The following is an 18,257-nucleotide window of genomic DNA, read 5'->3' as shown; positions in this document are numbered from 1 at the left end:
TCGTCGTCTCCTCCGGTGTGATCGACGAGTTCACCCTGCGGCTCACGCTCGTACTCTTCGTCTCGGTCGTCGTGGTGACGCTGTTCGCGGCGCTGCTGACGGCCCCACAGCGCGACGAGATCAGCGAGTTCTACCTGGGCAACCGGAACATGTCCCCGCTGCGCAACGGCCTCGCGATGTGCGGGGACTATGTGTCGGCCGCGACCCTGCTGGGCAGCACCGGCCTGGTCGCCCTCACCGGCTACGACGGCCTGCTCTACCTCGGCGGGACGACCGTCGCGTGGGTCCTGGTCCTGCTGGTGATCGCCGAACCCCTGCGCAACTCCGGCAGGTTCACGCTCGGCGACACCCTCGCCCTGCGTCTGCCGCACCACCAGCGGCCGGTCCGGCTGGCGCTGGCCGTCACCACCCTCGTCGTCACCACCCTCTACCTCGTGGCCCAGCTCGTCGGCAGCGTCGCCCTGCTGACACAGTTCGTGGGCGAGCCCAGCGGCACCACCCGCACCCTGTGCGTGGTCGCCATCGGCACCGTCGTCGTGGTGTACGCCTCCCTCGGCGGCATGCCCGGCGCGACCTTCATCCAGGTCGTCAAGGCGGTGATGCTCGTGTCCGGAGTGGCGATCACGGCCTTCATGGTGCTGCACCACTACCGCTGGAACGTCGACGCGCTCCTCGCGGCCGCCGCGGACAACAGCGGAGTCGGCGAGCGCTTCCTGGCGTCGGGACTGCGCTACGGGGGCGGGACGACCAGCAAGCTGGACTTCTTCAGCCTGCAACTGGCGATCGTGCTGGGCCTCGCCGCCCTCCCCCACGTGGCGATGCGGCTCCTGGCACCGCGCACCGGCCGGGTCCTGCGCGCCTCGGTCGTCTGGGCCATGGGCCTGGTCGGGTTCGTCTGCCTGGCGGCGGGCGTACTCGGTCTGGGCGCCACGGCCGTCGTGGGCCGGGACGCCATCGCGAGGATCGACCCGAAGGGCGACGCGGCCGTGCTGCTGCTCGCCCAGTCCCTCGGCGGCGGTGTCCTGACCGCGCTGATCTCCAGCCTGGCCTTCGTCACCCTGCTGGCGGTCGCGGCCGGGCTCACCCTCGCCGCGGCCTCCTCGCTCGCCCACGACCTCTACGGCCAGGTGATCCGCAAGGGCCGGGCCACCCAGGCGGAGGAACTGGGCGTCGCCCGGCTGTCCGGCGTGGTCGTCGGTGTCCTCGGCATGCTGCTCGCCCTGGTGTCCTGGGAGATCAGCACGGCCACACTGGCGTTCCTCGCCTTCGCCATCGCCGCCTCGGCCATCCTGCCGGTCCTGGTCTACAGCCTGTTCTGGCGGCGCTTCACCGGGCGGGGCGCGCTGCTCAGCCTCTACGGCGGACTGATCTGCTCCGTGCTCCTGGTGGTGTTCTCCCCCGTGGTGTCCTCCACACCGGCCTCCCTCTACCCCGATGTGGACTTCGCCTGGTTCCCGCTGCAGAACCCCGGCATCGTCTCGATCCCGGCAGGCTTTCTCCTCGGCTGGCTGGGCAGTGTTCCGGGCCGGCACCAGGACTCCGCCCGCTACGCCGACTTCGAAGTGCGCGCCCTCGTCGGCACCGACCACGAATGACCGCAGGACGCTCCGCGAAAGGACCAACCCCCCATGCACAGGCGCACGTCGAAGAAGTGGCCGCGCGTCGTGGCCGCGGGAGTCACCGCCACGGCCTTCCTCGTCCTCTTCGGCTCCACCGGACACGCCACGCCCACCGCCGGGCCCGTCTCCTCCGCGCCCGCCCCGGCCACCACCGCACTGGACCCCACCGCCTACCGGTGGAAGAACGCGCACGGCACCCGGGAACTCGACGGGCACGGCTATTTCAAGCGCTCCTGCGTCTCCTTCGCCGCCTGGGCGATCCGCGCCGACGGCCACCCCCACACCGAGTCCCCCGACTTTCTGGGTGACGCCGGGCACTGGAGGGGCGCCGCCACCAGCTCCGTGCCCCACGTCGGCGACATCGCGCAGTGGGACCCCGGCGTGCACGGCACCGGCCGCCGGGGCCATGTGGCGTACGTCGCCGCGGTGCGCGACGACGGCCGGGTCACGCTGTACGAGTACAACTACCGCAGCGAGTTCAACGACCAGCGGCCCGACGTCCTCAGCGTCCGCGCCGCCGCGGCTTCCGACGCCAGCCGGTATCTGCGGTTCTGAACGCGGACGACCGCGGTACGGCGAGGGGCCCGGCCGGGGCGTACCCCCCGGCCGGGCCCCCGGCTCGACTGCGGACCGGCCTCAGCCGTTGGGGCGCAGGGTCCACACGACGGTCATCTCGCCGGTCACGGCGCCGTCCGCGCGCTGGATGGCGATGTGGACGGGGAACTCGGGGCGCCGGCCGGCGTCGAGTTCGGCCACCACCTCGGTGGCGGGGCGACCGAGCGTGGCGGTGGCGGTGACCGGCCCCATCGCGAGCTTCTTGTACGCGATCTCGGCGCTGACGGCGAGCGGTACGGCGCGCGCGAGCTGCTCCCCGAACGCGGCCAGCACGATCGCCCCGCTCGCCGACTCGCCCAGCGTGAACATCGCTCCGGCGTGCGGCCCGCCGACGTGGTTGTGATAGTCGCTCTGGTCCGGCAGGGCCACCACTGCCTTCTCCGGCGAGGTCTCCAGGAACTCGAGGTTCAGGGTCCTGGCCATCGGCACGGTGGCGGCGAGCATCTCGCCGATCGACATCTGGTCTGCGCTCATGAACCGCATGTTACCCACGAGTAGCCAACCTTGACCAGGTCCTGTCGCGGGCCGCCGTATCGTTACGGCCCATGTGGCCAGGAGAGCAGCCGCCCGGGGGCGGGCAGAATCCGCAGCAGCCGCCGGCGGACGCGGCGCAGCCGAATCCGTACCAGCAGCCCGGATACCACCAGACGAATCCGTATGAGCAACAGCCGCAGCCGCAGCCGTGGAACGCCCCCACGCAGCCGGCGGGTGCGCCGGTGCCTGCGCCTGCGGGCGGCGGGAACCGGACCAAGGTCGTCGCGATCGTCGCGGCGGCGGCCGTCGTGATCGCCGCCGCGGTCACGGGATTCGTCCTGCTCGGCGGAGGCAAGGACGACAGGGCGGACCCCGACCCCACGAAGTCCGGTTCCCCGCGGCCCAGTTCGAGCGACCCGCGCGGCGCGGACACCGACCGGGCCACGATCAAGGGCTGGAAGGTCGTGAAGAACCCGCAGCGGCACATCGCGTTCGACGTGCCGGCCCAGTGGGCCCTCAAGGCGAGCAGCTGGGTCACGTACGTGTCGGAGAACGACGACCCCGACGACACGCCCCTCATCGGCATGTCCGCTCCGGCGTACCTCGAGGAGCAGTGGTGCGGCTCCGACGACGACAGGGACGGCACCAAGGAGTACGCACCGCTCGCCGGCGCCGGGAGCCGCCGCAGCAACGGCGCGAAGACGCCCGCGGAAGCCGCCCGCGACGACGCGGCGACCTGGGTCTACGGCGCCTATACCCAGCCGGACAAGAAGCTGGTCACGTCCGGTGCGGTGGAGTCGTACACGACCAAGTCCGGCATCACGGGCAGTCTGGCCACCGCGTCGTCGTCGGGTGTGGAGAAATCGAAAAAATGCAGGACCGACGGCAAGGCCACGGTGTTCGCCTTCAAGGACGACGCCGGTGACATCGTGTCGTGGGCGTTCTTCGGCGCCAGGGGCGTATCCGACGAGGTACCGGACGCGACGGTGAAGCGGATCCTCGGCACCGTCCGCCTCTACAAGGACCCGTCGGACTCCTGATCCGGTACCTGTCCGACGAGGGGCAGTGACCTGAACGTGTCACAGACGGCACTAGTGTTACTGCCCATGTGGCCAGGACAGCAGCCGCCCGGGGGCGAGCAGAACCCGCAGGACCAGAACCCCTACCAGCAGCCGGGGTACCAGCAGCCGAATCCGTACCAGCAGCCTGAATACCAGCAGCCGCCCGGATTCCAGCAGCCGAACGCCTACCCGCAGCAGCCCGGTCAGCCGGGGCAGCCGGGGTGGGGCACCCCGGCACCCGCGGGCGCGCCGCAGTCACCCGGCGGCGGTGGCGGCGGTGGCGGAAACCGGACCAAGGTCGTCGCGATCGTCGCGGCCACGGCCGTGGTCGTGGCCGCTGGTGTCACCGGTTTCCTGGTCCTGGGCAACAAGAAGGACGACAAGGCTGACGGCGGCAAGGACGCGAAGGCCTCGGGGAGCGCGTCCAAGGACCCGAGTCCGTCCGTCTCCGCCGACAACCCGCGCGGCGGCGACGACGAGAAGCCGACCATCAAGGGCTGGAAGGTCGTCGTCAACCCCAAGTGGGGCACGGCGTTCGACGTGCCGGCGGACTGGGAAGTGCAGTCGCCCGGCGTGTTCATCGCCTTCGAGGACGAGTCGGGCGAGAGCACCAAGCCCCTCGTCACCATGACCGGTACCGCCGTCCTCAAAGAGCAGTGGTGCTCGTCCGACGAGGACAAGGACGGCAGGACCGAGGACACGTCCCTTGCGGCGGCGGGCACCAAGGGCGCCAACGGCGCCAAGAACACCGACGAGGTCGCCGTGAACCAGGTGGCCTGGTGGGTGTACGGCGGTTACACGCAGCCCGACAAGAAGAGCCTGACCTTCGACGAGAAGGCGAAGCCGTACAAGACGGCGGCGGGCATCGAGGGCAGCATCGCCTGGGCCCGTTCCAAGAACACGCCCCGGAAGGGGAAGTGCGCGAGCGACGGCAAGGCCATCACCTTCGGGTTCAAGAACTCCGCGGGTGACTACGTCGCGTGGAACTTCTTCGGAGCCACGGGCGTGAACGAGGAAGTCCCCGACGCGACGATCATGAAGGTCCTCAGCACCGTGCGACTGCACGGCGACCCGTCGGAGAGCTGAGCCGCGTGCCGTTGCCGGGTGCCCTGTCCTTCGCACTGCGCGAACGGCCGTGGCACCCGGCCGGGCAGATGCCGTGGCACCCGGCCGGGCAGATGCCGTGGCACCCGGCCGGGCAGGTGGTTCGGCACCCGGCCGGGCAATTGGTTTGGCAGGCCCGGTGCGGTCCGGCGATAGTCGGCCGGTGACCTCTGCCGCCGACTCCGCCGGACGCCCTCGCCGCACACGCCGCCCTCGCCGCCCCGACTGGGCGGACCGCAACTACACCCTGCTGGCCGCCGCCGCGGTCGTCACGAACCTGGGCAGCCACGGCGCCCTGATCGCGGCCGCGTTCGCGGTGCTCGACACGGGCGGCGACGGAGGCGACGTCGGACTGGTGGCGGCGGCGCGCACGCTGCCCCTGGTGCTCTTCCTGCTGATCGGGGGCGCGGTCGCCGACCGGCTGCCGCGACACCGCGTGATGGTCGCGGCCAACGCCCTCAACTTCCTCTCGCAGGGCGCCTTCGCGGCACTCGTCCTCGGCGGCGAACCGCGCCTGTGGCAGATGATGCTGCTGGCCGCGCTCGGCGGCACCGGACAGGCGTTCTTCAGCCCGGCGGCCGAGGGCATGCTGATGTCCTCGGTCAGCGGCGAGCAGGCGAGCAGGGCCTTCGCCCTCTTCCGGATGGCGATGCAGGGAGCGGCTCTCGGCGGCGCGGCCCTCGGCGGGGCGATGGTCGCCGCGATCGGTCCCGGCTGGGTGCTCGCCGTGGACGCGGTGGCGTTCGCGGTCGCCGGCTCGCTGCGGTCCTTCCTCGATGTGAGCCACATTCCGCCGCGCGAGCCGGGCGGCGGACTGCTGGCCGATCTGCGCGACGGCCGACGGGAGTTCACCGGCCGGCCCTGGCTGTGGACGATCGTCGCGCAGTTCTCCGTGGTGGTCGCGGTGGTCGGCGCCGCCGAGTCGGTGTACGGCCCGCTGGTCGCCCGCGACAGCCTGGGCGGCGCGGGGCCCTGGGGTCTGGCCCTGGGTGCTTTCGGGGCGGGCACGGTCGGCGGCGCGCTGCTGATGACGCGCTGGAAACCCCGCCGGCTGCTGCTCGCGGGCACCCTCTGCGTCTTCCCACTGGCCGCGCCCTCCGCCGCGCTGGCGGTGCCCCTGCCGGTGGGCGGCCTGTGCGCGGTCATGTTCGTGACCGGCGTGGCCATCGAGGTCTTCGGCGTTTCCTGGATGACCGCGCTCCATCAGGAGATCCCCGAGGAGAAGCTCTCCCGCGTCTCCGCGTACGACTGGTTCGGCTCCGTCGCCATGGTCCCCCTCGCCACGGCGCTGGCGGGACCGGCGGAACGGGCCGTCGGGCGTACGACCGCGCTGTGGGGCTGCGCGACGCTGGTCGTGGTGGTCACCGTGGCGGTGCTGTTCGTGCCGGACGTACGGAATCTGACGCGCCGGACGAAGGCGGTGGCGCAGGAAGTGCCGGAGAGCGGGGCGGCCGACGCCGGGCGCGGGTCAGCCGATGCCGAAGGCTCCGTCGGGCGGCTCGGGTGACGGTACGGCGTTCTCGTCGTGCACGGGCTCGGCGGCGCCCATGAAGTCCCGGAGCGCGGCGCCGTGTTCGACCCGGGCGGGGAAGGCGTCGGAGGCGGTGCGGCGGGCGAGGGTGGCCGTGTCGAGCGGACGGTGGGAGGCGAGGAGCACGGCGTTGCCGAAGCGGCGGCCGCGCAGGACGGCGGGTTCGGCGATGACGGCGAGCTCCCCGAAGACCGTCGCGAACGTGGCCAGTTGGGACCGCAGAAAGGCGAAGGGCGCCGCGTCGGCGAGGTTGGCGAGGTAGACGCCGCCGTCGCGCAGTGCCCGCTCGGCGGCGCGCGCGTACGCCACCGACGTCAGGTGCGCCGGGACGCGTGAGCCGCCGAAGACGTCGGCGATCACGACATCGGCGGAGTCGGGCACGGCTGCTTCCAGCCAGGCGCGGGCGTCGGCGCGGTGCAGCGCGATCCCGGCGTCGGCGGGCAGGGGCAGCTGCTCGACGACGAGGTCCAGCAGGCCGTGGTCGGCCTCGATCACGTCCTGCCGCGATCCCGGCCGGGTGGCGGCGAGATAGCGCGGCAGGGTGAGCGCGCCCCCGCCGAGATGCAGCACGTCCAGGGCCCGCCCCGGCTCGGCGACCGTGTCCAGCGCATGGCCGAGCCGCCGCGCGTACTCGAACTCCAGATGCGTCGGCGCGTCCAGATCGACATACGACTGCGGGGCCCCGTCGACGGTCAGCAGCCAGGCCCGCCGCCGGTCGACGTCGGGCATCAGCTTGGCGGTCCCGTGATCCACGTCCCGTGTCACGGGTATCGGCTCGTCCACGGGTCCATTGTGCCGGGCCGCGGGCGCCGGCCGTCCGGGCGGACCTCCGGACGGCCGGCCGAACGGAACGGGCGACCGAGCGGAACGGGCGGCCGAACGGAACGGGCGGCGGCCCGCGCGCCACCGCCCGTCGCCGACACCCCCGGTCAGTCCACGGTCAGTCCTCCACGGTCGTCACCGTGCCGGCACCGACCGTCCGGCCGCCCTCACGGATCGCGAAGCCGAGGCCGGGCTCCAGCGGGACGTCACGCCCCAGGGAGACCGTCATCGTGACCGTGTCGCCGGGCCGGGCGACCGCCGTCTCGCCGAGGTCGACGTCGCCGACCACGTCCGCGGTGCGGATGTAGAACTGCGGCCGGTAGCCGGTGGCGACCGGGGTCGTACGACCGCCCTCGCGCGTCGACAGGACGTACACCCGGGCGGAGAAGCGGCGGCTGGGTACGACGCTGCCGGGCGCCGCCACGATGTGCCCGCGGCGCACCGCGTCACGCGGCACCCCGCGCAGCAGCAGCGCCACGTTGTCCCCGGCCTGCGCCTCCTCCATGGGCTTGCCGAAGGTCTCCAGGCCGGTCACCACCGTCTCCACGGAGGCGCCGAGCACGTCGACGCGGTCGCCGACACGGATCGTGCCGCGCTCGACGGCTCCCGTGACGACCGTTCCCCGGCCGGTGATCGTGAGCACGTTCTCGACCGGCAACAGGAACGGCGCGTCGACGTACCGCTCGGGCATGGGCACATAGGTGTCCACGGCGTCCAGCAGTGCGTCGATCGCCGCCGTCCACCGGGGGTCCCCCTCGAGGGCCTTCAGCCCGGAGACGCGTACGACCGGTACGGAGTCGCCCCCGTAGCCGTGCGCGGTGAGCAGTTCGCGGACCTCCAGCTCGACCAGGTCGGTCAGCTCCTCGTCGCCCGCGTCGGCCTTGTTCAGGGCGACGACGATGTGGTCGACGCCCACCTGCCGGGCGAGCAGCACGTGTTCGGCGGTCTGCGGCATGATCCCGTCGAGCGCGGAGACGACGAGGATCGCCCCGTCGAGCTGCGCGGCGCCGGTGACCATGTTCTTGACGTAGTCGGCATGGCCCGGCATGTCCACGTGCGCGTAGTGCCGGGTGTCCGTCTCGTACTCGACGTGCGCGATGTTGATGGTGATGCCGCGGGCCGCCTCCTCCGGCGCCCGGTCGATGCGGTCGAACGGGACGAACGTGCCGGAGCCGCGCTCGGCGAGGACCTTGGTGATGGCGGCGGTCAGGGTGGTCTTGCCGTGGTCGACGTGACCCATGGTGCCGATGTTCAGGTGCGGTTTGGTGCGCACGTAAGCCGTCTTGGGCATGGCTGTACCTCGAAGCCTCTTCAGTGTCAGCGGAGCTGAGTGATGGCCCCGGCGCGGAGAGCGGCCGGGACGGGGACCCCAAGGACCTGCCGACCCTCCCCCTGCGGGGTCCGCCGGACGATCCGGGAAGGGTCAGCTTCGGGCGCCGTCGACAGCGGCCGCGATGATCGGGACGGCAGCCTTCGGCGCATCCGCGACTGCGGATGCTGCGAGGAGGAAGGCGTACCGGAACATGTTGTAGATCATCGTCGACGGATCCGGCCGCGTCGAATGGTTTTTGTACGGGGTGAGTTCAGGGATACCCAGAGGGGCGGACGGGGCCGGAGATGTGCGAGACACCCCCACGGCAGCCCGGAAAGGCGGCGCCGACGTAAGGGGTACGCGCGGCCGGCGCGCACGTCGCGCACCCAACGTTCCCCATCCTGTGACGCCCGTGAGACGAACCATACGGCGATCACACACATGGGTCGGTTAGTGTCACCGAATGCTCGATGCCACCACCCGCTCTGGGGGCACCGCCACGGCCACTCCCCGGGCCACCGCCACAGACCTCACCGTCGCCACGGCCGCCGCCGCGGCCGGCGTCACGGCCCCTGGGGCCGCCGTCGCCGTACCGACGGGCTTCACCGCCCGCTGCACGAGAGTGCTCCTCTCGCCGTGGTCGCGGCTGTCCCTGCTGGTGGCGCTGCTCGCGGCGGCCGCGTCGAGCGTGCTGCTGTTCGAGCCGCAGAAGCTGCTGGCCCATGGCTGGCCGCCCCAGCTCGGCGGCGCCGCGGCGGCCGTGGTGTTCGCGGTGGCGTACGGGCTGTGCACGGTCGCGTTCGTGCCACGGCCGCTGCTCAACCTCGCGGCGGGCGCCCTCTTCGGCTCGCAGTGGGGCACGGGTACCGCACTCGCGGGTACGGTGCTCGGCGCCGGGGTCGCCTTCGGCCTCGGCCGGATGCTCGGGCAGGACGCGCTCCGCCCGCTGCTGCGGGGGCGCTGGCTGAAGGCGGTGGACGGACAGCTGAGCAGGCACGCCTTCCGCTCGATGATGGCGGCCCGGCTGTTTCCCGGCGTGCCGTTCTGGGCGGCCAACTACTGCGCCGCCGTCTCCCGGATGCGCTGGGTCCCGTTCCTCGTCGCGACGGCGCTCGGCTCCATTCCGAATACCGCCGCGTACGCCGTCGCCGGCGCCCGTGCCTCGAGGCCGACCTCGCCCGCCTTCCTGATCGCGATGGGCTTCATCGCCGTGCCGGCCCTGGTCGGGGCGGTGGTGGCCTGGCGCAAGCGCCACCACCTGCGCGGCAACTGACCGGTCAGACGGTCTCCAGCACCATCGCGTTCGCGAGCCCGCCCGCCTCGCACATCGTCTGGAGGGCGTAGCGGGCTCCACGCGCGCGCATGGCGTGCACCAGCGTGGTCGTCAGACGCGTACCGCTCGCACCCAGCGGGTGCCCGATCGCGATCGCGCCACCGTGGACGTTCACCCGGCTCAGGTCGGCTCCCGTCTCCTGCCGCCAGGCCAGGACGACACTGGAGAAGGCCTCGTTGACCTCGAAGAGGTCGATGTCGTCGATCGTGAGTCCCGCCTTGCGGAGCACCTTCTCGGTGGCCGGGACGACTCCCGTGAGCATCAGCAGCGGGTCGGAGCCGGTGACGGCGAAGCTGTGCAGACGGGCGATCGGGCGCAGCCCGAGGCGGGCCGCGGTCTCGCTCGAGGTGATGAGCACGGCCGACGCGCCGTCGTTGACGGGGCTCGCGTTGCCCGCGGTGACGTTCCACTCGATGCCCGGGAAGCGCTCGGCGAAGTTCGGGTCGTAGTAGGCGGGTTTGAGTCCGGCGAGGATCTCGGTGGTGCTGGCGGGCCGTACGCACTCGTCGCGCCTCACCCCCTCCAGCGGCGTGACCTCGGCGTCGAACAGACCGCCCGCCCAGGCCGCGGCCGCCTTCTGGTGCGAGGACACCGCGAAGGCGTCCATCTGGTCCCGGGTGATGGACCACTTGGCGGCGATCAGTTCGGCGCTGATGCCCTGCGGGACCAGGCCCTCGGGATAGCGCCGGGCGACTCCGGGCCCGAAGGGGTCCTGGCCGGCCGGCACGTTCGACCACATCGGGACGCGGCTCATGGACTCGACACCGCAGGCGACCACCAGGTCGTACGCCCCGGACATGACGCCCTGCGCCGCGAAGTGCACGGCCTGCTGCGAGGAGCCGCACTGGCGGTCCACCGTGGTCGCGGGCACCGTCTCCGGGAAGCCCGCCGACAGGACGGCGTAGCGGGTGGTGTTCATGGCCTGCTCGCCGACCTGGTCGACGGTGCCGCCGATGACGTCGTCGATCAGTGCCGGGTCGACTCCGGAGCGCTCGACGAGGGTGCGCAGCGTGTGCGCGAGCAGTTCGACGGGGTGGACGTGGGCAAGGGAGCCGTTCGGCTTGCCCTTGCCGATGGGGGTGCGTACGGCTTCGACGATGACGGCATCACGCATGGTGCGGGCCTCCTTGGCCGGCCATGGTCCCTACGGGCGATGACCGATTGGTCCTGGCTACTTGGTCCTGGCTACTTGGTCCCCGGCTGTCGGGCCCTGGGCTATATGTCCCGGCTACCAGTGAGTAGGAAATCTGGACCCACCATAGCGCCGAGGGTTGGAAAAACAAACCCTCCCCTAGACTGGGTTCATGGCCGCCACCAAAGACCCGCGCCCCTGCTCGATCGCCGACACCCTGGCGCTCGTGGGCGAGAAGTACTCGCTGCTCGTCCTGCGCGAGGTGTGCCTCGGCAACGGGCGCTTCGACCAGCTCGTACGCAACATCGGCGCCCCGCGCGACATCCTGGCCACGCGTCTGAGGCGGCTGGTCGACGCGGGCATGCTGAAGAAGACCGTCTACAGCGAGCGCCCGCAGCGCTTCGAGTACCGGCCCACCGAGGCGGGTCTGGAACTGGAACCGGTCCTGATGACGCTCATGGCCTGGGGCGACCGGCATCTGCGCAAGGACGACGACCGCCCCATGGTGATCGAGCACATCTGCGGCAATGAACTGATTCCGCTCGTGACCTGCTCGGTCTGCGGTGAGGAGGTCCACCACGAGGACCTGACGGCGCACCCGCAGGCGCCGGGCTGGACGGTGAAGGGGCCGGCGGCGGCGTAAGGAAAAGGCGTAAGGAGAAGCGGCTGTCGGGGAGCCCCCAAAAAAGGAGGGGGGCTCCCCGACAGCCGCTCTGGAACTAGGACGTCCCCTGGTAGACGTCGAGCCGCCCGCACATCCCGAACCTGCCGTACGTGGAAGGCTGTTCGGCGCGTACGAGGGCGTCCGCGAGATGGGACGCGTCGCCGTGCTCCAACCGGTCCAGCTGGTCCCCGGTGGCCGCGGTGGCAGCCTCGGCCCCGCGCCGCCACCGCTCGCGCCACGCGGCGACACGCGGCCGCACCAGAGCGGCCGCGGCCCGGTGGAACGCGGCGAGCGGCTCGGGCCCGTCGGCGTCGCGCAGCGCGCGGTAGCCGCGCACGGCGAGGTCGCGCCGGGCCAGGGCGACCCGCGCCTGCTCCTCTTCGGACGCGTCGGCCGGGATGACGGTCGCGGCGGCGTACGTCCCGGGATCGGTGAGGTACTCCGGAGGCAGCGTGAGCACCGCGTCTCCGGCCTCCGGCAAGCCGTTGTTCTGCATGAGGACGGTGATGCGCAGATCGTCCTCGTTGACGAGCCGGTGGATGGTGCCGGGCGTGAACCACGCGACCGTTCCGGGCGCGAGGGGTGTGACCTCGTACCCGGACGTCGTCAGCGTCTGCACCGCGCCGCGGCCGCCGGTGACGACGTACGCCTCCGAACAGGTCAGATGCATATGGGGAGTTCCGCCGCACACTCCGTCGACCGCGGGCCAGTCGTAGACGGACAGGTGCGAGACGGCGACCGCCCCGGGCAGCCCGGTGAACACTCCCGGCAGTCCGGCGAATTCCCCCGGCAGTCCGGCGAATTCCCCCGGGCTCACCACGGGTGCTCCTGAAGGTACTTGGCGACCTCCTCGCGCTCCCAGGCGCCGTCGGCCACGACGACCCGGTAGCGACGGGTGAGCGTATCGCCGGGCCCCAGCTCCAGCTCGTCGTGGAACGCCCACGAGGGAGCGACAGCCGCGAAGGGCTCGTTGCGCACGAACCAGTGGGCGGGGTGCGCTCCTTGGGAGCCGTCATGGTCGTTCTCGGGGGCATGCGCGAACACGAGCGTGGCGTGTCCGTCGGCGCCATCGTGTTCGCCCGAGTACGCGAGCCAGGGCGCCTGCCGCCCCATCAGCTCGTGCCCTTCGGAGTCGGGTCCGATGATCCGGCCGTCCCGGAAGGCTCGCGGGCCGCGCCAGAAGAGGCCCGTGTATCCCGCCAGTTCACGCCCGGCGGTGGTCGGGCTGCCGAAGAGCAGCGGTTCGTCCCGCCGGTTGGTGACGGCGCTGGTCCAGGTCAGCGCCCACGAACCGGACTCGGGGTCGACGTCGTGCACCTCCACACGACGCTCCTCCTCGGCCCACAGCTCGCCGCTGTACGGGTGCCAGGTGAGCCGCTCGGCGATCACGGCACGGGCACCGTCGGCGTCGACCGCGTCAAAGCCGACGTGCGCCATCGACCCGACCCGCTCCGGGAGCGCGAGATACCCCTTTCCATGAACGTATGTGTTGCCGCCCCACAGGTTCTGCCCGGACAGATGCGAGGCCGTCATCTGGAGGCCCTTGTGCCAGCGGTGGTCGTTGGGCCGGTAGTCGGTGACGACGTCACCGGCGAGCGTCCGGAGGGGATGCAGATACGGCTTCGGAGCCTCCCAGGCCGCCTCGGGAGCGTAGACATAGCTCAGCAGATCGACGCCGGTGGACCGTTCGGTGATCGTGATGCGGTCACCGTGGGCGTGCACGATGCGCAGACCGGTGGCCTCGCTCATGCCGGCACCTCCTTGCTCGATGCGGAGTCGTTCACGGTGGATCCGGTTCCAGCGGGCCGGCTTCCGGCGGACTGGCTGTCGGCAGACTGGCTGCCGGTGAACCCGACGGGCGCCCAGCCCGGCGCGCCCCCGTGCAGAGCCGTGTAATAGGGGTCTCCCGGGCCGATCGCCCCGGCCCGCACGGTCGTATCGGTGAACGCCGACTTGTACAGGGCGGTGATCAGCTCGAGGCTGGTCCGCCCGTCCGCGCCGCTGCTGCGCGGACGCGCCTGGGCCCGCATGCTCGCGACCAGTTCCCGCAGTTGCGCCAGGTGTGAGCTCGGCACGTCCGCGCCGAAGTCACGCCAGGCCGCGGCCTCCTCCTCCGGCACGTCGGGAGCGGGCGTGATGCGCCAGTTGGCGTTGCTGTGGCCGTAGAGGTGGGTCAGCTCGACGGTGGCGCGCTCGCAGTCGATGCGGATCCGGCTGACCTCGTCCGGACTCAGAACGCTGTTGACCACGGTGGCCATCGCGCCGTTCTCGAAGCGTACGAGGGCGGTCGAGACGTCCTCCGTCTCCACGTCGTGGACCAGGCGTCCGGCCATCGCCCGCACTTCGCTCCACGGCCCGAGCAGATCGAGGAGGAGATCCATCTGGTGGATGCCGTGCCCCATCGCGGGGCCGCCGCCCTCGGTCTGCCAGCGTCCGCGCCACGGCACGGCGTAGTAGGCGGTGTTGCGGTACCAGGTGGTCTGGCAGTGCGCCACGAGCGGCCGCCCCAGGGCCTGTTCGGCGAGCAGCCGCCGGACGTGCCGGGCGCCCGAGCCGAAGCGGTGCTGGAACACGATCGCGGCGTACGGACCGCCGTCCGTGCCCTCCTGCGACTCGATGGCGTCGAAGTCCGCCAGCGTCGGGACGGGCGGCTTCTCGCACCACACCCAGGCACCGGCCCGCAGCGCGGCGAGGGTCTGTTCGCGGTGCAGGGTGGGCGGGGTGCAGATGGAGACCAGGTCGGGCCGCTGCTCCTGGAGCATCCGGTCGAGGTCGGTGTACGCGTGCGGGATGCCGTGCTCCGCGCAGAACGCGGTGATCGCGTCGGCGTTGATGTCGACCGCGGCGACGATCTCCGTCTCGCCCTCCTCGGCGAGCGTGGCGAGCGCGGGCAGATGGCTGCCGCCCCCGATGGCACCCGTGCCGATGAGGGCGGCCCTGATCCGGCGGCCGGCGAGCGGGGCCGCCGGGCGGTTCGGGTACGGGGTGGGGTTCGGCCTCGAGTCCGGGGGCGAGGAGGGTTCCGGGCTGGTTGCGTCGCGTGCTGTGGGCGTGGACGTGTCGTGAGCCGTGGACGTGGACGTGTCGTGAGCCGTGGACGTGGGCGCGGTGCGGGCTGTGGACGCGGACGCGGTGTTGGCTGTGGACGTGGACGCGGTGCGGGCTGTGGGCATGGACGTGATCAGCACTCCATCGACGTGACGTCAGACGCTGGCCAAGGGCCTGTCGGCTCCGGGGCACCCGGAGACAGCAAGCGCTTTCTCTCCTCGCTGCAACGTATGTGTCGTTCGAGCGGCCGGTCAACACCGCGGACGCGGGCGTTCCACGGTCCGGACAACGTCGGCCGCCGGCACCGGATCGCCCTGCCCGGCGGCCAACCGCCAAACCCCTGTGGCCGGGCTGTCATCCGGGGACGCTACGCTGCCCCACAACACACTTGATCACCGCCCGCGTCGGCGCGGCGTGTCCGTCGCCCCTCCTCGATCAGCGCTTGGACCACATAACTCCATGTCTTGGTTTGAATCCCTCATCCTCGGACTCGTCCAGGGGCTGACCGAGTTCCTTCCCGTCTCCTCCAGCGCGCATCTGCGGCTGACGGCGGCCTTCGCCGGCTGGGAGGACCCGGGAGCGGCTTTCACCGCGATCACCCAGATCGGCACGGAAGCCGCGGTGCTGATCTACTTCCGCAAGGACATCGCGCGCATCATCTCGGCGTGGTTCCGCTCCCTGGTGAACAAGGAGATGCGGCACGACCACGACGCGCAGATGGGCTGGCTGGTGATCGTCGGCTCGATCCCGATCGGCGTGCTCGGCGTGACGCTCAAGGACCAGATCGAGGGCCCGTTCCGCGATCTGCGGATCACCGCGACCATGCTGATCGTCATGGGCGTGATCCTGGGCATAGCCGACCGGCTCGCGGCGCGTGACGAGACGGGCGGCAAGCACCGCGCGGCGAAGGAGCGCAAGAAGCTCCAGGACCTGAACATCAGGGACGGTCTGGTCTTCGGCGCCTGCCAGGCGATGGCCCTGATCCCGGGCGTCTCCCGCTCGGGCGCCACGATCAGCGGCGGTCTGCTCATCGGCTACACCCGTGAGTCCGCGGCCCGTTACTCGTTCCTCCTCGCCATCCCCGCCGTCCTCGCCTCCGGCGTGTTCGAGCTCAAGGACGCGGCCGCGAGCGGACATGTCGCGTGGGGACCGACGGTCTTCGCCACGGTCATCGCGTTCGTGTCCGGTTACGCCGTCATCGCGTGGTTCATGAAGTTCATCTCCAACAAGAGCTTCATGCCGTTCGTCTGGTATCGCATCGCGCTCGGCATCGCCATCATCGCGCTGGTCGCGACGGGTGCGCTCAGCCCGCACGCGGCGGAGTCGGCGGGCTGACGCGGGAGAGCCGCACGGAGGCCACGGACGGCTGCCGCCCCCGCGATCACCACGTGATCACTCGTGCCGGTGGGTTCAGGACCCACCGTGACCAACCACATACGGTGCGAGTAGCCGACCGGTAGCGCAGTGTCAGTCCTTGCCCCTAGGCTTGTGCGCATGTCCCCCGACTCCATGACCCCTGGTTCCGTGCGGTCTGCGGCCGCGTTAAACGAGCAGATCCGCGCGCTGTGGATGCGCGCGGGCGGCTCACTGTCGGCGCAGGAGCGGGCGGAGTACGAGCTGTTGGTCGTGGAATGGGCCGAGGCGATACGCGGAGAGGTCATCGAGGCGGCCTGAGCCCCGGGCGGCGACGATCCACAGGGACAGTGGACGCACGACGCCGACCGACGGGGACAGCGGACGCACACATCCCGCACAGGCCTCCACCGGATCCCGCGTGGCATACACCCGCTCCAACCGCCGTGCGCGCCCAGCGTGCGGCAGCGCCGAACCCTTGTGGCAGGCGGCTGAGCAGATCCTGCTGACTGATGCGCGACGTGACCTCTGTCCGCCTCGCGGTCTCCGCGCGTGACCTCGCGAACACGGTGCCGCTGCTGCCGGCCGGTGGGTTCGTCACCCAGGCCGTGGCGGACGGTGGCATCGTTGCGCGGCGCGGGGGCACCACGATCCGATTCGACGCCGTTCCGCGCGACCAGGTGGGCTTGCGGCAGGTCGAGCTGTCGCTCAACCGGCCCGTGGAGTACCGGCACGAGGAACGGCTCGGCCGGTCGACCCTCGTCGTCGGCCCGGGCGCCCGCGCCGTGTGGACTTTCGGCACCGCGGAGTAACGGACTTGCGGCTGCCATCCTTCAGGTCGGCGGAATGTCGGTGCTGCACCGGACGACGTTGCCCGGACCGACAGTGCGGTCCCCGTCGCCCGGCCGAGACGCCGACATCCAGCGGGAGGTGTGCGACGAGGCATCCCGCTTGCCGGAGAAACTCGTGAACGTCACGTCGTGACACGCACTCCCTGTCCGGAACTGCCCGGAACTGCCCGGAACGGCGCGGCACACGCCGGTCAGACCCATGACAACCGCCGCTCTCCGCCCTTCGAGCGAAGCATTCGTGTCGCCGCTCATCGAGCCGACGACGGCCCGTTAAGCTCGCGCCGCCACACAAGTTCCGATCTTCACGGAGGGCAGGACAGCGAGGATCAATCGCGAGCGCCTGGTCAGGACACTGACGTTCTGGCTGCGCCCTGCCTTCGCACTGCGGGTCATCAACCGGTTTCAGAAGATCGTGGGTTTCGACCGCTCGATGGCTCTGGCATCCAGTGCTCTCACCACCCTGCTCCCGCTCGCAGTCCTCGGCGGCACCGTCGTGAGCAGTTTCGCGCACTACGACGCGGCGGAGCGGGTCATCAAGCGCTACGGCCTGACCGGAGCAGGCGCCGAGGCAGTCGAGTCCCTCTTCTCCCCCGCCCAGCACACAAGCGCGAGCGTGGGCATCTTCGGAGTCGTCTTCCTGACCATCTCGGTACTGAGCTTCGCGCGAGCCACGCAGCGGCTCTTCGAGCAGACATGGGAGCTCAAGCCGCTCAGCATGCGCAATACGCGCAACGGGTTGTGGTGGATCCTCACACTCGGCGGCTACACGGTGGTCACCGGGTGGCTCTCCGCCGTCTTGGGCGGGGGCCGGCTGGGTCTGGCGGCCCTGGTGTGCGACGTACCGGTGACCGCCGCTTTCCTCGTCTGGAGCGGCTGGATCCTGTCCGCGAAGCGGATCAACCGGCCGGACCTGCTCCCCTTCGGCATCGCAGCGGCCCTCCTGGAGGCGGCCTACTCCGTGGGCACGACCGTCTACCTACCGCGCCTCTTCAACTCCTACGCCGCACGATACGGAGCGCTCGGTGCCGTCTTCGCGATGATCTCGGCCCTCTTCGGGGGGATGCTCGTCATCGTCGCGTCGGCGGCACTGGGCCGAGAGGTACGCGACGAGCTCACCCGGATCCGCCACGGCCACCGCCCGTCCGACCATGACGTCCGCCGCCAATGGGACAGCGTGGTCGAACAGACGCGGTCACGTTGGCGTACCGCACGGGAACAGGTCTCTCACCGCCGCCCCAAGGACGCGAACCGTCGCGACCGTTCCAAGGCATAGACGCCCCCGCTCGACCCGCGCCGGCCGCCAGCGCCGAGCTGGACTGAACTGAACTGAGTTCACGT

17 protein-coding genes and 1 pseudogene are annotated in these 18,257 nt (G+C 71.2%); 11 read left to right on the top strand and 7 right to left on the bottom strand.

Annotated features, from left to right (window positions below):
• Window positions 1-17 precede the first annotated feature (17 nt).
• Window positions 18-1,595 (top strand): solute symporter family protein, encoded by a 1,578-nt coding sequence (locus SAVERM_RS36145; RefSeq protein ID WP_037647140.1) that lies wholly within the window; start codon window positions 18-20, stop codon window positions 1,593-1,595.
• 33 nt (window positions 1,596-1,628) lie between these two features.
• Window positions 1,629-2,174: a CHAP domain-containing protein gene (locus SAVERM_RS36140; protein ID WP_010988429.1), complete on the top strand. Its 546-nt coding sequence runs from the start codon at window positions 1,629-1,631 to the stop codon at window positions 2,172-2,174.
• Between the two features lie 81 nt (window positions 2,175-2,255).
• Here the strand turns inward: SAVERM_RS36140 and SAVERM_RS36135 are convergent, their stop codons facing one another.
• A complete protein-coding gene (locus SAVERM_RS36135) occupies window positions 2,256-2,693 on the bottom strand; it encodes a DUF4442 domain-containing protein (RefSeq protein ID WP_010988428.1) in 438 nt (145 codons plus the stop codon).
• 86 nt (window positions 2,694-2,779) lie between these two features.
• On the opposite strand from SAVERM_RS36135, the gene SAVERM_RS36130 reads away from it, so the two are divergent.
• The 3 genes from SAVERM_RS36130 to SAVERM_RS36120 all read left to right on the top strand — a co-directional run bounded on the left by SAVERM_RS36130 (window position 2,780) and on the right by SAVERM_RS36120 (window position 6,380).
• Window positions 2,780-3,748 carry a DUF8017 domain-containing protein gene (locus tag SAVERM_RS36130; RefSeq protein WP_010988427.1) on the top strand — a complete coding sequence of 323 codons (969 nt, stop codon included), beginning with the start codon at window positions 2,780-2,782 and terminating at the stop codon, window positions 3,746-3,748.
• A gap of 66 nt (window positions 3,749-3,814) precedes the next feature.
• Complete coding sequence (locus SAVERM_RS36125; RefSeq protein WP_010988426.1) at window positions 3,815-4,855, top strand: DUF8017 domain-containing protein; 1,041 nt, start codon at window positions 3,815-3,817, stop codon at window positions 4,853-4,855.
• Between the two features lie 181 nt (window positions 4,856-5,036).
• A complete protein-coding gene (locus SAVERM_RS36120) occupies window positions 5,037-6,380 on the top strand; it encodes an MFS transporter (protein WP_010988425.1) in 1,344 nt (447 codons plus the stop codon).
• Here SAVERM_RS36120 and SAVERM_RS36115 read toward each other — a convergent pair.
• Together SAVERM_RS36115 and tuf are read right to left on the bottom strand one after the other, a co-directional pair.
• On the bottom strand, window positions 6,342-7,187 hold the full coding sequence (locus SAVERM_RS36115) for a spermidine synthase (protein ID WP_010988424.1): 846 nt from the start codon (window positions 7,185-7,187) through the stop codon (window positions 6,342-6,344). The genes SAVERM_RS36120 and SAVERM_RS36115 overlap by 39 nt on opposite strands.
• Window positions 7,188-7,344: 157 nt before the next feature.
• Complete coding sequence (gene tuf, locus SAVERM_RS36110; protein ID WP_010988423.1) at window positions 7,345-8,517, bottom strand: elongation factor Tu; 1,173 nt, start codon at window positions 8,515-8,517, stop codon at window positions 7,345-7,347.
• A gap of 484 nt (window positions 8,518-9,001) precedes the next feature.
• Here tuf and SAVERM_RS36105 point away from each other — a divergent pair, with 484 nt between their 5' ends.
• A complete protein-coding gene (locus tag SAVERM_RS36105; protein WP_010988422.1) occupies window positions 9,002-9,811 on the top strand; it encodes a TVP38/TMEM64 family protein in 810 nt (269 codons plus the stop codon).
• A gap of 4 nt (window positions 9,812-9,815) precedes the next feature.
• Here the strand turns inward: SAVERM_RS36105 and SAVERM_RS36100 are convergent, their stop codons facing one another.
• Window positions 9,816-10,985, bottom strand: coding sequence for a thiolase family protein (locus SAVERM_RS36100; protein ID WP_010988421.1), 1,170 nt, complete (start codon window positions 10,983-10,985; stop codon window positions 9,816-9,818).
• Between the two features lie 190 nt (window positions 10,986-11,175).
• Here SAVERM_RS36100 and SAVERM_RS36095 point away from each other — a divergent pair, with 190 nt between their 5' ends.
• On the top strand, window positions 11,176-11,646 hold the full coding sequence (locus SAVERM_RS36095) for a winged helix-turn-helix transcriptional regulator (protein ID WP_010988420.1): 471 nt from the start codon (window positions 11,176-11,178) through the stop codon (window positions 11,644-11,646).
• A 76-nt stretch (window positions 11,647-11,722) separates the two neighbouring features.
• On the opposite strand, the gene SAVERM_RS36090 is transcribed toward SAVERM_RS36095, so the two are convergent.
• Genes SAVERM_RS36090 through SAVERM_RS36080 form a run of 3 tightly spaced genes read right to left on the bottom strand, consistent with a single transcriptional unit; the run spans window position 11,723 to window position 14,840 of the window.
• Entirely contained in the window at window positions 11,723-12,487 is a 765-nt protein-coding gene (locus tag SAVERM_RS36090; protein ID WP_010988419.1) for a cupin domain-containing protein, read from the bottom strand.
• Complete coding sequence (locus SAVERM_RS36085; RefSeq protein WP_010988418.1) at window positions 12,481-13,416, bottom strand: DUF6807 domain-containing protein; 936 nt, start codon at window positions 13,414-13,416, stop codon at window positions 12,481-12,483. The genes SAVERM_RS36090 and SAVERM_RS36085 overlap by 7 nt, the downstream gene beginning before the upstream one ends.
• Window positions 13,413-14,840 carry a Gfo/Idh/MocA family protein gene (locus SAVERM_RS36080; protein WP_202497563.1) on the bottom strand — a complete coding sequence of 476 codons (1,428 nt, stop codon included), beginning with the start codon at window positions 14,838-14,840 and terminating at the stop codon, window positions 13,413-13,415. The genes SAVERM_RS36085 and SAVERM_RS36080 overlap by 4 nt, the downstream gene beginning before the upstream one ends.
• 334 nt (window positions 14,841-15,174) lie before the next feature.
• On the opposite strand from SAVERM_RS36080, the gene SAVERM_RS36075 reads away from it, so the two are divergent.
• The 4 genes and pseudogenes from SAVERM_RS36075 (at window position 15,175) to SAVERM_RS36065 (ending at window position 18,192) form a co-directional block, all read left to right on the top strand.
• A complete protein-coding gene (locus tag SAVERM_RS36075; RefSeq protein ID WP_010988416.1) occupies window positions 15,175-16,050 on the top strand; it encodes an undecaprenyl-diphosphate phosphatase in 876 nt (291 codons plus the stop codon).
• 159 nt (window positions 16,051-16,209) lie between these two features.
• Window positions 16,210-16,389: a hypothetical protein gene (locus SAVERM_RS40700; protein ID WP_048894395.1), complete on the top strand. Its 180-nt coding sequence runs from the start codon at window positions 16,210-16,212 to the stop codon at window positions 16,387-16,389.
• Window positions 16,390-16,577: 188 nt separating this feature from the next.
• A pseudogene (locus tag SAVERM_RS36070) lies at window positions 16,578-16,880 on the top strand (DUF5829 family protein); the annotation flags it as partial.
• Window positions 16,881-17,349: 469 nt separating this feature from the next.
• Window positions 17,350-18,192 (top strand): YihY/virulence factor BrkB family protein, encoded by an 843-nt coding sequence (locus SAVERM_RS36065; RefSeq protein WP_063774022.1) that lies wholly within the window; start codon window positions 17,350-17,352, stop codon window positions 18,190-18,192.
• Window positions 18,193-18,257 lie beyond the last annotated feature (65 nt).

Origin of the sequence: Streptomyces avermitilis MA-4680 = NBRC 14893, assembly GCF_000009765.2 — a bacterium.
Taxonomy (GTDB): domain Bacteria; phylum Actinomycetota; class Actinomycetes; order Streptomycetales; family Streptomycetaceae; genus Streptomyces; species Streptomyces avermitilis.
The sequence above is the reverse complement of the archived record's forward strand: the minus strand, read 5'-3'. Positions and strand labels throughout refer to the sequence as shown.

What these genes read in the sequence shown, in the direction of transcription:
- tuf (WP_010988423.1), bottom strand. Translation starts at nt 8,517, where the DNA reads ATGCCCAAGACGGCTTACGTGCGCACCAAACCGCACCTGAACATCGGC.
- SAVERM_RS40700 (WP_048894395.1), top strand. Translation starts at nt 16,210, where the DNA reads ATGTCCCCCGACTCCATGACCCCTGGTTCCGTGCGGTCTGCGGCCGCG.
- SAVERM_RS36100 (WP_010988421.1), bottom strand. Translation starts at nt 10,985, where the DNA reads ATGCGTGATGCCGTCATCGTCGAAGCCGTACGCACCCCCATCGGCAAG.
- SAVERM_RS36105 (WP_010988422.1), top strand. Translation starts at nt 9,002, where the DNA reads ATGCTCGATGCCACCACCCGCTCTGGGGGCACCGCCACGGCCACTCCC.
- SAVERM_RS36125 (WP_010988426.1), top strand. Translation starts at nt 3,815, where the DNA reads ATGTGGCCAGGACAGCAGCCGCCCGGGGGCGAGCAGAACCCGCAGGAC.
- SAVERM_RS36080 (WP_202497563.1), bottom strand. Translation starts at nt 14,840, where the DNA reads ATGCCCACAGCCCGCACCGCGTCCACGTCCACAGCCAACACCGCGTCC.
- SAVERM_RS36135 (WP_010988428.1), bottom strand. Translation starts at nt 2,693, where the DNA reads ATGTCGATCGGCGAGATGCTCGCCGCCACCGTGCCGATGGCCAGGACC.
- SAVERM_RS36065 (WP_063774022.1), top strand. Translation starts at nt 17,350, where the DNA reads ATGGCTCTGGCATCCAGTGCTCTCACCACCCTGCTCCCGCTCGCAGTC.
- SAVERM_RS36140 (WP_010988429.1), top strand. Translation starts at nt 1,629, where the DNA reads ATGCACAGGCGCACGTCGAAGAAGTGGCCGCGCGTCGTGGCCGCGGGA.
- SAVERM_RS36085 (WP_010988418.1), bottom strand. Translation starts at nt 13,416, where the DNA reads ATGAGCGAGGCCACCGGTCTGCGCATCGTGCACGCCCACGGTGACCGC.
- SAVERM_RS36130 (WP_010988427.1), top strand. Translation starts at nt 2,780, where the DNA reads ATGTGGCCAGGAGAGCAGCCGCCCGGGGGCGGGCAGAATCCGCAGCAG.
- SAVERM_RS36075 (WP_010988416.1), top strand. Translation starts at nt 15,175, where the DNA reads ATGTCTTGGTTTGAATCCCTCATCCTCGGACTCGTCCAGGGGCTGACC.
- SAVERM_RS36095 (WP_010988420.1), top strand. Translation starts at nt 11,176, where the DNA reads ATGGCCGCCACCAAAGACCCGCGCCCCTGCTCGATCGCCGACACCCTG.